This is a genomic window from Paludisphaera sp. (genome assembly GCF_037189885.1).
Classification (GTDB): Bacteria; Planctomycetota; Planctomycetia; order Isosphaerales; family Isosphaeraceae; genus Paludisphaera.
Window position 1 is genome coordinate 1 of sequence record NZ_JBBCIR010000028.1, and the last position, 11,379, is coordinate 11,379.

General features: G+C 70.2%; 11 protein-coding genes. 6 read left to right on the forward strand and 5 right to left on the reverse strand.

The features are described from left to right. The first annotated feature begins 359 nt into the window (after positions 1-359). The 5 genes from deoC (at position 360) to WG209_RS10530 (ending at position 5,933) form a co-directional block, all read left to right on the forward strand. The gene (gene deoC / locus WG209_RS10510; protein WP_337174991.1) at positions 360-1,055 is read left to right on the forward strand and encodes a deoxyribose-phosphate aldolase; all 696 of its coding nucleotides are present in this window, start codon (positions 360-362) and stop codon (positions 1,053-1,055) included. A 184-nt stretch (positions 1,056-1,239) separates the two neighbouring features. After that, a complete protein-coding gene (locus tag WG209_RS10515; RefSeq protein WP_337174992.1) occupies positions 1,240-2,814 on the forward strand; it encodes a hypothetical protein in 1,575 nt (524 codons plus the stop codon). A gap of 139 nt (positions 2,815-2,953) precedes the next feature. Then, positions 2,954-4,264 carry an FHA domain-containing serine/threonine-protein kinase gene (locus WG209_RS10520; RefSeq protein WP_337174993.1) on the forward strand — a complete coding sequence of 437 codons (1,311 nt, stop codon included), beginning with the start codon at positions 2,954-2,956 and terminating at the stop codon, positions 4,262-4,264. A 152-nt stretch (positions 4,265-4,416) separates the two neighbouring features. Further along, complete coding sequence (gene phoU / locus WG209_RS10525; RefSeq protein WP_337174994.1) at positions 4,417-5,115, forward strand: phosphate signaling complex protein PhoU; 699 nt, start codon at positions 4,417-4,419, stop codon at positions 5,113-5,115. A 296-nt stretch (positions 5,116-5,411) separates the two neighbouring features. Next, positions 5,412-5,933 carry a hypothetical protein gene (locus WG209_RS10530; RefSeq protein WP_337174995.1) on the forward strand — a complete coding sequence of 174 codons (522 nt, stop codon included), beginning with the start codon at positions 5,412-5,414 and terminating at the stop codon, positions 5,931-5,933. A 14-nt stretch (positions 5,934-5,947) separates the two neighbouring features. Here the strand turns inward: WG209_RS10530 and WG209_RS10535 are convergent, their stop codons facing one another. The 5 genes from WG209_RS10535 to WG209_RS10555 form a co-directional block, all read right to left on the reverse strand. After that, entirely contained in the window at positions 5,948-6,751 is an 804-nt protein-coding gene (locus tag WG209_RS10535) for a glycoside hydrolase family 16 protein (protein WP_337174996.1), read from the reverse strand. Positions 6,752-6,877: 126 nt separating this feature from the next. Further along, positions 6,878-7,915, reverse strand: a complete 1,038-nt coding sequence (locus tag WG209_RS10540) for a N(4)-(beta-N-acetylglucosaminyl)-L-asparaginase (RefSeq protein ID WP_337174997.1) — start codon at positions 7,913-7,915, stop codon at positions 6,878-6,880. A 108-nt stretch (positions 7,916-8,023) separates the two neighbouring features. Then, positions 8,024-9,061, reverse strand: coding sequence for a DUF1559 domain-containing protein (locus tag WG209_RS10545; RefSeq protein ID WP_337174998.1), 1,038 nt, complete (start codon positions 9,059-9,061; stop codon positions 8,024-8,026). A gap of 47 nt (positions 9,062-9,108) precedes the next feature. Further along, positions 9,109-9,333, reverse strand: coding sequence for a hypothetical protein (locus WG209_RS10550; protein ID WP_337174999.1), 225 nt, complete (start codon positions 9,331-9,333; stop codon positions 9,109-9,111). Between the two features lie 167 nt (positions 9,334-9,500). Then, entirely contained in the window at positions 9,501-10,001 is a 501-nt protein-coding gene (locus tag WG209_RS10555) for a hypothetical protein (RefSeq protein WP_337175000.1), read from the reverse strand. A gap of 194 nt (positions 10,002-10,195) precedes the next feature. Here WG209_RS10555 and WG209_RS10560 point away from each other — a divergent pair, with 194 nt between their 5' ends. Then, positions 10,196-11,245, forward strand: a complete 1,050-nt coding sequence (locus tag WG209_RS10560) for a N(4)-(beta-N-acetylglucosaminyl)-L-asparaginase (protein WP_337175001.1) — start codon at positions 10,196-10,198, stop codon at positions 11,243-11,245. The last annotated feature ends 134 nt before the right edge of the window (positions 11,246-11,379 follow it).

The window sequence follows — 11,379 nt, forward strand, 5'->3', positions numbered from 1 at the left end:
GTCCCGCCTGCACGGCGTCGGCTCGTGCGTGCAGGCGGGACGCCCGCACCACAACGAGGCACGCGACCGGCGCTATCTCCGAAGCGCGAAGGCCCTCGCAGGCGGCTGGCCAGGGGGACGGAAAGGCGAAAAAACCACTTCGAAAACGACGAACGAAGCCACCGAAAATTTACGGCAATACACAGCCGTTAAATCACTTGCGCCAAAGCCATGGAAACACGCGGCGCGCGAACGAAGCCAACTTCGCGCGACGAGGAAAGACGCGGAAGTCCCGAGCCCGCGCGGGGCCTTGCCACCGGGGCGACGCGAGGCCACAATCGCCGGGGTCCCAACCACCCGGCGAACACGGAGCGCGAAGCATGGCCCTGGAATTGACCTACGACCTGATCGCCAGGCGGATCGACCATTCGCTGCTCCAGCCGACGCTGACGACGCCGGAGATGGAGGCCGGCTGCATCCTGGCGGCCGAGTACGGCGTGGCCAGCGTCTGCATCAAGCCGTTCGCCGTCCCCCTGGCGGCGCGGCTCCTGCGCGGGACCTGCGTGGAAGTCGGCACGACCATCGGCTTCCCCCACGGCGGCCACCTCACCGCCGTCAAGGCCGACGAGTCCAGGCGGGCCATGGACGACGGCGCGACCGAGCTGGACATGGTCATCAACATCGGCCAGGCGATCGGCGGCGAGTGGGCGGCCGTCTCGGCGGACATCAAGGCGGTCGTCGACGTCGCCCACGCCGGCGGCGCGATCGTGAAGGTCATCTTCGAGAACTGCTACCTGACCGACGACCAGAAGGTCCAGCTCTGCCGGATCTGCGGCGAGGTCGGGGCGGACTACGTGAAGACCTCCACCGGCTACGGGACCGGGGGCGCGACCCACGAGGATCTGATCCTGATGCGGAAGTCGTCCCCCCCTTCGGTCAAGCTCAAGGCCGCCGGCGGCGTCAGGACGCTCGACCAGGCCATCGAGGTCGTGGAGCTTGGCTGCGACCGCTTCGGCGCCTCCAGGACCGCGGAGATCCTGGACGACCTCAGGGTCCGCCTCGCCGGCGGCTCCTAACCGCCGAAACCATCCCCGGGGTTCCCTCGGCACGCGCCCGAAGGCTATGGTAAACCCTGGGGAGCCCTCGAATGGACGCCTTGGTCATCCATCCCTATATGGAAGGCGCGACGACATGACTGACACGCGGGGTCGAGCGACGGGGCGGAGGGGCGAGGCGTCGGCGCGACGGGGGGGCCGGGCGTTGGCGCCGCTCGCCTGGCTGGCCCTGCTGGCGTGCGTCCCGGCCGCGACCCGGGGCCAGGCCCCGCCGGCCGAGGAACTCCCGCCGGCCGCCGACGCGGCCCAGGCGGGCGAGGCCCAGCCGCTGAGCCTCTGGTACCGGTTCAGCGAGCGCTACTCCCCCGCGCCCGACCAGGCGAACCCCGCGCGGCTGTCGCAGTACCAGGTGGGCGCGCGCGAGAAGCTCAAGTTTTCCCGCGAGCGGGCCGGGGGCGCCCCCGAGACGAACGAGGCCACGCTCCAGACGATCTACACCGAGCGGGCCGTGAAGGTCACGCCGGCCGGCGCCGCCACCGACGTCGTCAGGCGATACGAGCGGGCGCGGATGTCGACCACGCTCAAGGAACACCGCCCGTTCCAGAACCCCGGGTTCCTGGAGCAGCTCACCCTCTGGTATCGGATCGCGCCGGGGCAGCCGGTCGCGCTCTACAACCTGAGCGACGGCCGGAAGCTCCGCCAGCTGGAGTTCGAGCGGATCACCTCCAACCCGTTCCTCCCCCAGCTCGCGACGCTGCTCCCCGGCACCCCCCGGCGGGTCGGCGACCGCTGGCCGGCCCCCCGCGCCTCGGTCGCGATGCTGCTGGGCGAGATGCCCCTGGAGGAAGGGTACGACGTCGAGGTCGAGCTGCTCGACGTCCGCGCGACGGAGCCCGGCTCCACTTCCATGACCGCGGTCTTCGCGATCAAGGGGGAGCTGCTGCTGGAGTCGAACGACGTGGCGCTGAACGCGCGCGTCGACTTCGCCTTCGAAACCCCCCAGGAAGGCGGGACGCCGGCCGCCCCCGAGCCGGGCAAGGCGCGGGCGGCCGTCGAGGCCGAGGGCTGGATCTCCGAGATCCGCATGGCCGAGACCTCCACCTCCCCGCTCCCCGACGACGAGACCGGCCGGCTGAGCCTGACCCGCTCCCGCGAGCTGGTCATCGCCCGCCGCGCCAGGCCGTCGGAGATGGGCCCCGAGGCCGCCCTCCCCATGATCGCCCCCGACGCCCCGCCGGAAGACCCGGCGCACACGTGGGTGACCTACGACGACCCCCGGGGCCGGTTCCACCTGGACCACCCCCAGAGCCTGAAGATCCAGCGGATCACCCCGGAAGGGGGGATCGACATGGTCGACCGCCGCCTGGAGGGGTCCGACGTCGTCTCGCTGAACCTCGTCCCCAAGACGGGCGACCCGACCAAGGACAAGCTGGCCGCCGACCCCCTGGAGCACAAGAAGGAGCTGGTGCAGACCTGGCGCGCCCAGGGCCAGGAGATCCTGATGGGAGACTCCGGCTGGCTGAAGGACGAGGTGTGGGGGCCGCTCAACCGCCGCGTCTACCGCCTGGAGGCCGCGCTGAAGCCGCCCGGGGGCCAGGCGGCCGTGCGGAGCGGGCGCATCTACGCCGACTACTACGTCGTCCAGTTCACCCGCGACGAGACCCTCGTCGTGACCGCCATGACCGTCCGCGACCCCCACATCGCCTTCCGCGACCAGGCCGAATTGATCATCAAGAGCTTCGGATTCGGCCCGTCGGAAGGCCCCTCGGCCGCCCCGTGATGGATGCTTGCCTGGGTTGACAAAATAAGCGCGGGGCGGCCCGATCGCTGGACGCCAGGATACTATGAATCAGGGGCGATGTCCTCACGCGGGAGGCGCGTCGCCTGGCCGCGACGTGGATCGACCCCGGGAAGCCGTGATGCGCGTGATCCTGGAAGTCCTCAAGGGCCCCCGCGAGGGGCGGACCTTCACGTTCGACCGGCATGACACGTTCATCGTCGGGCGGTCGCAGTTCGTCCATTGCCCGATCAACGACGCGGCGCTGTCGCGCGACCACTTTCTGATCGAGGTCAACCCGCCGCGCTGCGAGCTTCGCGACCTGGACAGCACCAACGGGACGTTCGTCAACAACGAGCGGATCGAGCGGGCGCGGCTGACCTCCGGGGACGTGATCGCCGCCGGCCAGAGCCTGTTCCGGATCACCGTCGAGTCCAAGCCCTCCCCCTCGGTCCCGCCCCCGTCGTCGAGCATCGCCATCCCCTCGCGCGAGCCGATCTCCTGCGCCGGCTGCGGCGCGACGGCTCCGCTGAGCCTGACGATCAACGGCTCGATCGGCGACGGGCCGCGCGAGCCGGTCGAGTGGTGGTGCGCGAGCTGCCGGACCGAGGCCGCCGGCCTCCCCCAGCCCGTCCCCCACTACACCACCGTGCGCGAGCTGGGCCGCGGGGCGATGGGGGTGGTCTACCAGGCCCGCCACAACGCCAGCGGCCGGATGGTGGCCCTGAAGCTGATCATGCCCGAGACCGCCACCACCCGCGCCGCCATCGACCGCTTCCAGCGCGAGATGTCGGTCATCAGCCAGATCCGCCACCCGAACATCGTCGAGTGGCACGAGCAGGGGATGACGCGCGGGCAGTTCTGGTTCGCGATGGAGTTCGTTCAGGGGCCGAACCTGGAGGCCCTCGCCAAGCTGGACCCCGGGCGCTACCCCACCGACCAGGCCAGCCGCCTGGCCTGCCAGATCCTCAAGGGGCTGGGCGAGGCCCACCGCCGCGGCTTCGTCCATCGCGACATCAAGCCCGAGAACATCCTGATCGACCAGACGCCCGCGGGCTCGGTCGCCAAGATCTCCGACTTCGGCCTCGCCAAGAGCTTCCGCGAGGTCGGCCTCTCCGGGCTGACGTTCTCCGGCGAGATGCGCGGGACCATCCCGTTCATGCCGCCGGAACAGATGACCGACTTCAAGACCGTCCGCCCCCAGGCCGACCTCTACGCCACCGCCGCGACCCTCTACTTCCTGCTCACCGCCAAGTATATCTACGACGAGCCCGAGGGGGGGGGCGACCTGATCAAGATGCTGCTGGAGGACCAGCCCATCCCGATCCACGACCGTCGCCCCGACGTCCCCGCCGGCCTCGCCGCCGTCATCGCCAAGTGCCTCTCCCGCGACCCCGAGGAGCGTTATCCCGACGCGACCGCCATGCGTCGGGCCCTGAAGCCCTTCTGTTGAGGGCCCGACGCGGCCTTCGGGCCCTTTTCGGCCTTGCATCCCTACCCCCCTCGGCGAAGAATAGCGCTCGACAGATCTCGCCCGCGAAGCGACGCCCGCGCCGAAGCCCGGTCCCGTCCCCGCGCCGTCTCGAAAAGACTGGAGCCCGCACGATGGCGTCGAGCCGACCTTACGACAGGGGCCCCGCGACCGGCGGGCAGCCGCGACTGGCATTCCGCGAGCAAGACGCGGTCTGGAAAGATCTCGTGGCGCTGGGGGAGTCGGTGGTCGGCTCGCTGGAGAAGTGCGTCCTCGCCGTCTGCGAGGGGCGCCTGGAGCTGATCGCCGAGGTGAAGGAGGAGGAAGAGGAGACCGACCGCAAGGAGGTCCGGATCGAGCAGGAGACCCTGCGGATCCTCGCCCTCTTCGAGCCCGTCGCCTCCGACCTCCGCCGGATGGCCACCGTGCTGAAGGTCAATCGCGACTGGGAGCGCATCGCAGACCTGGCCCTGCGGGTGGCGCGCCGGGCCCGGAAGCTCGCCCGCAAGCACCCCGAGGTCATCGCGCCGGAGTCGCTGAAGGACATGGCCCGCTCGGTCCTGAAGCAGGTGCAGGCCGCCCAGGCGCTGCTGGTGGACGCCGACGCCGACGCCGCGAGGCGGCTGATCGCCGAGGACCAGCGGATCGACGACGCCTACCGCAACATCAGGCGCCACCTCAAGGAGCAGACCGCCGCCAATCCCGACCAGCTCGACGGCTGGCTCCTGCTGCTGAACTCCGCCCGCAACCTGGAACGCATCGCCGACCACGCCGAGGGGATCGCCCAGGCCATCGTCTTCTTCCAGGAAGGCGTCATCCTCCGCCACACCTGATCCGGCCCTCGCGGCCGGACGGGCCCCGCCCAGGTTGACCTTGCCGGGGCGGGGCGGGGGGGGTAATCTGCGGCCCACCTCGAAGAAGCCTCAAGTCACGGGTCGCGATCGCCGACCCGGGCGAGCGTGTGCCTCGGCGGAGACGTCGGCCCCCCGGCCGCGTCGAGCCACCCAATGCGCGGCGAATACGGTCCGATCGATCGGGCGCGAGGCGGCCGGCCTCGGCGGCGGTCGATCGAGCGACGGGGGCCGGCCCAGGAAGGGCCGCCCGGGCCTCTCGGAATGGAGTCGAACCGATGCGGATCAGGTTCTGGAAGGTTTGGGCGCTGACCGCGGGGTTCCTGACCGCCTCGGCGCTCGCCCCGTCGCTCTCCGGCCAGGAGGCCGCGGCCGGGTCCAAGGCGAAGCCCGCCCCGACGGCCGAGAAGCCCAAGGCCGCGGCGGCCTCGGGGCGGAAGGTCGTGCTGGAGATCGCCGTCTCCTCGGGGACCCGGGGCGAGGGCTGCAAGATCGAGGTCAAGCCGGCCAACGCGACCTGCCGCTTCACCGCCAAGACCGTCGAGGTCTCCGCCGGCGGCGGCAACGCGGACAAGGAGAAGGTGACCCTGGACGACGTCGAGATCCTCGGCGCCGACCGGAACCTCTCGGTCGCCATCACCATCCACGAGGCCGACGGCGCGAGCAAGACCGTCTATCGCGGCTACCGCGTCGCCGCCGAGCCCAAGTCCGGCCGGCCCGAGCAGTTCACCTGCTGGATCACCTCCCCCTCCCGCTCCGCCGTCATCGCCGCCCCCGACCCCGCCCCCACCCGCCGCTGACCCCGACTCCCCGGTCAGGGCCTCTCGTAGACCCGGACCCAGTCGATCTCCATGTGGGCGGGGTAGTCCTTCGGGTCCGCCTCGCCGACCCACTTCCCGCCGATCTGCATCGAGAAGATCAGGTAGAACCGCCCGTCGAAGGGCCACTGGTCGGGGCCCTTCTCCGGGATCCTGGGATACGTCATCGTGGGCTCGCCGTTCACGGTGAAGACGATCTTGTCCGCGTCCCACTCGGCCCCGTAGGTGTTCCAGTCGTCGCGGGCGATCGGCGCGGTCGTGTGCTTCGGCGGGTCCTTCCGCGACCTGTCCACCTCGTTGGCGTAATGCGAGTGGACGGTCTGATGGACCTTCTCGTCGTAATTCAGATGCTCCATCAGGTCGATCTCGCCGTTCCTCGGCCATCCTCCTTCGGCACCGAGCATCCAGAGCGCGGGCCACGCCCCTCGGGCGGACTTGAAGCGGGCGCGGACGTCGACCTTGCCGTGCCGGAACGCGTGCTTGCCCTTCGTCGTGACGCCGCCGGTGAGGAACGGGGAGGGGTCCTTCGCGGTGTCCGGGTTGACCAGGCCGATGAGCCTGAGCGTCCCGCCGCCGATCTCGAAGCAACGCGGGTCGGACGTCATGGTGTCGTTCCAGTCCGACGACCCGCGTTCGCATGGACTCCATTTGTCGGGGTCGACGCGATCCCCGTCGAACTCGTCGTTCCAGACCAGGCGCCAGCCGGGCGGGTCGGGATCGGGATCGGCCGCCAGGGCGACCGCCGGGCACAGCAGGGCAACGGCGACGAACCGGGCGATCCAGGTTGGACGTAAGGGCATGGGATTGCGTCTCCTTCCCGCGCGACGGCGACCTCCCTCGTGGAGTCCGGGGGGTTCCGATCCCGGACTCCACGAGGCCGGCGGTCTTCGGAGCAAGGTGGGCGAGCGTCCGCCCCGCCCCCCGCGTCAGTCGATCAGGGTGGCCGAGTCGACCGTCTTGATCGTGTCGCCGTCGGCCACGACGATGTTCGCCGGGCCGTGGATGTTCGCGGCGGCGTACTTGCCGTCCTTGGTCAGCAGGTAGAACACCACGTCGAAGGCCGGCTTGCCGTCGTCGGTCCGGAAGCGCGGGTCGCGCATCGTCGTCTCGACGATCTGCCTGGTGGTCGCGACGAGCGCGTCCTTGGGCTTGGCCCCCCGCCGGAGGTTCTCGACGACGAGGAACGAGGCGCAGTTCAGGAGGTTGACCTCGCCGAGGCCGACCGACCCGCACGAGCCGACGGCGTTGTCGAGCCACAGCCCCGCGCCCAGGATCGGCGAGTCCCCCACGCGGCCGGGGACCTTGTAGCCCAGGCCGGAGGTCGTCGTCACGGCCCCGAAGTCGCCGTGCGTGTCCAGGACCGAGCAATGGATCGTGCCGTGCGTCGGCCGCTCCACCAGGTCCCGGACCGTCGGCGTCAGCGAGGCCACCGTCTCCGGGATCCGCGCCCCGCGGAGCCGCGACTCCTTCCAGGCGATCCAGGCGCGCCGCGTCTCCTCGGTGAGCAGATCTTGCTCCGGGAAGCCGTGCTCCCTGGCGAACTTCAGGGCGTTGTCGCCGACGAGCAGGACGTGCTTGGTGCGTTGGAGGATGGTCCGCGCAACGGCCGCCGGATGGGCGATGTTGCGCAGGCCGGCGACGCCGGCGCCGCCGTGGGTCGGCCCGTGCATGACCGAGGCGTCCAGCTCGACCACCCCCTCCTCGTTCGGCGTCCCCCCCAGGCCGACGGAATGCTCGTTGGGGTCGGCCTCGACGATCGCCACGCCGGCGACGGCCGCGTCGAGCGGGTCGGCCCCCTGGCGCACCATGTCCATCGCGATCTCGACCGTCTTCTCCCAGCCGCTGGCGATCACGACGGGCTTCCGCGAGCCCGGCTTCTTCTCGGGGAACGCCCCGATCGACAGCGAGGCCAGGCTGGCGGTCCCCAGGGAGAGGAAACGGCGGCGGTGCAGGCTCGATCTCATCGGCATGGTTCCGCGATGGTGATTCGACGCGCGAGGCGCCGGGACGAAGGCCCGCGGCGTCGCGAGGGCGCGACGCCGTGGGCCGGGGAGGGGCTCGGCGGGATCGGCTCAGTACGAGTCGGCGGAGATGACCTCGCCGCCGGCCCGGGTCGAGAGCGCCTGCCAGACGCCGAACTGGTTGCCGGGCAGGACCTGGAGGATGCCGTTCGCGTCCGGCGCCATCCCGATCGGCAGGCCGGTGGCGGCGTCGAAGGGCATGGTGTTGATGCTGTCCTTGAGGAACCGCACCGAGCCGTCGGCGAACGTCGCGTTCATCCCGCCGGGGTGGAAGCTTGAGAAGCTATGGAACATGATCGCCACGTTGATGCCGAGCTGCCCCGTGTTGACATAGCCCTCGTTGAGCTTCCTCTGGGGGTTGATGGGGTAGAGGGTGTTGGCCAGCGTGTCCGCGTTATTGCCGGAGAACCACCAGACCCAATCCCAGCGATCGTTGGGGGGGAGCTTGCCGTACGCCAGTTCCCCCACGATCATCGTGTTGCTGGTGCCGTCCGTGATCCCCGCGATGGGGACCGAGCTGTGCTGGTAGAGGATGCCGTCGGCCTTGGCCAGGCGCTGGCCATAGACGGTGTCGCACCCCGGCTGGGAGTAGCGGCCGACGTAGAACGCGGTGCCGGCGCATCCGCGGTAGTTCGTGTAGTAGATCGGGTAGCCGAGGCTCCGCGTGTCCGAGACGGCGGCGGCGCCGTCGCTGGGGCACCAGATGGTCGAGACTCCGGTGGAATGCACCGTGCGGTTCATCCCGAAGTCGGTGTAGTGGATCATGAAGTTGTAGCTGTCGTACAGCGGCCCCTGCTCGATGTACGGCAGGATCGAGATCAGGAAGCTCTGCTCGTGGAACCCGTCGCAGGGGTTCCCCGGCGGGTTGCGGTTGAAGGCCCCGAGCGGGAAACGGGTGTGGGCGCTCTCGTAGTTCGCCAGGCCCAGGCCGATCTGCTTGAGGTTGTTCGTGCATTGGGCCCGCCGGGCCGCCTCGCGCGCGGCCTGCACGGCCGGCAGCAGCAGGGCGATGAGCACCGCGATGATTGCGATCACGACCAGCAATTCGATGAGCGTGAAGCCGCGACGAGGCGATCGATTCGAAGACATAAGCATCTCCTCGGGCTCTCGGGTTCTCGATGGCGGCGGGCCGGGGGTCATCCGGCGGACTTGCTGCCCTTCTTCTTCCGGATGGTGTTCTTGATCTCGGCCCCGTAAGGGTTGTCGAGGGCCCTCTGGAGCTTGCCGGCGTCGTTTCCGGATTCGGCGATGCGAGCCTCGCGCTCGCCGCCGCAGCCGAGCACGGCCATCGCGGCGGTCGCGGCCGCCAGCCTCGCGACGTCCGACGCCCACGCTCGCCTGGTGCGCTGGTCAAAACCCATCGGTATTCGCTCCTGAGAGTGGTCGCGGACGGACGCCGATCGGGCCCGCCGACGCGGGTTGATGCATGCCCCTGGGGAAGCAGGCCGACTTGACGTCTCGACAGGCCCTCGGTCGCGGAGGGCCGGGGAATTTCGCGACGGCGGCGGGGCCGGCCGACGCATGGAGCCTAGGGATTGGTGTTCTCACCCTGATAGGCGACGATCACTCGGGGGGCAGGGGAGGGGACGGCCTCGCCGTCGGCCTCGCCGCCGTTCGCCTCCGCCGCGTCGGTCGGCGCGGCGGGCAAGACATGGATGACGACCAGCAGGTCGCCGATCGGCCGGATCCGCACGGTCCGCGATCGGGCCTCTCCGGACGCGTCCTTGAAGCTCAGGTCGGCTTCAAATTCGCCCGGCAGCGGGATCGAGGTGCCAACCCCCTTCCCGGCGGGCAGTTCGGGCAGCTTGAAGGAGCCGCCGGGATAGTCCAACGTCAGGGAGGCCAGCGCGGTGGCCGTGTCGTTGGCCAGGACCAGGGAGACGCCGTCGCCCAGGTATCGTTGGATGGCCCCGGAGCCATGGGCGACCCACGCCAGCAGGACCGCGTTCAGCGCGAGCGAGAGGGGGAGCACCAGTGATGAGCGGGGCCGACGCGCCGGCGCCTGGATCTCCACGGCGTCTGGACTCATCTCGGCGTCCCCGCGATTGGAGGCCTACTCGAGCACGCGGCCGGTCGGCGAAGGCGAAGGATAGGCATTTAAACATCTTCGCCGGTCGCGCATGGCGATCTTGTGACCTGTCATCCAGAATGTCAAGGGGCTGCGCCTTTTTCCTCGCGATGACGCGGCGGCGGTCGGCCCGATCCCGCAACGGAGAAGCCCGAATGCGTCGACCGATCAACCGTCGTTACTTTATCGGGACGACCGCCGCGGCGAGCCTGGCGACGCTCGCCGTGGGGGCGTCGGAGCCCCGGCCGACCGGCGACCGCCGGCCCGTCGCGGTGGCCAGCGGCAACGGGCTCCGCGCCGTCGAGAAGGCCGTCGAGCTGGCCAGGCTGGGTTACGACCCTCTCGACGCGGCCATCGAGGGGGTCGCCATCGTCGAGGCCGACCCCAAGGACGACTCGGTCGGCTACGGCGGCCTCCCCAACGAGGACGGCGTGGTCGAGCTGGACGCGGCCGTCATGCACGGGCCGACTCATGGCGGCGGCTCGGTCGCCTCGCTCCGCAACATCATGCACCCGGCCGCCGTCGCCCGGCTGGTGATGAATCGGACCCGCCATTGCCTGCTCGTCGGGGAAGGGGCGCTGCGGTTCGCCCGCGCCCACGGCTTCCCCGAGGTCGACCTCCTCACCGACCACGCGCGCAAGGTCTGGCTCCACTGGAAGGAGACCCGCGACCCCAGCGACGACTGGCTCCCGCCCCCGAAGGAGGAGGTCGCCGCCTACCTCGACGATTACATGAAGCGTCGCGTGACCGGGACGATCCATTGCTCGGTCCTGGACACGCACGGCGACCTCGGCTGCGCCACCACGACCTCCGGGCTCTCGTGGAAGATCCCCGGCCGGGTGGGGGACTCGCCGATCCTCGGCGCGGGGCTCTATCTGGACAACGAGGTCGGCTCGGCCGGGTCGACGGGCGTCGGCGAGGCCAACCTGCTGCACTGCTCCAGCTACCTCGTCGTCGAGAACATGCGCCGGGGGCTCGCGCCGAAGGACGCCGTGATGGAGGCCCTGAAGCGGATCGCCCAGTCCAGCATCCGCGACCCCAAGCGGAGACGGCCCGACGGCAAGACGACGTTCAACGTCTCTTTCTACGCCGTCTCGAAGTCGGGCGAGTTCGCCGGCGGGTGCATCTACCCCGGCGGCAAGATGGCCGTCCACGACGGCGACTCCGCCCGAGTCGTCCAGCTCGACCCGCTGTTCGACTCCTAGGTTCTGTCTGACGGCTCGTAAAGCGTTACGATGGCGGCTTCACCAGGGAGGCCGCGATGACGCGACGCTATGAGCTGAAGGACGAGGAATTCGCGCTGATCGCCGACCTGCTCCCGCCGACGGGGCGGCCGGGC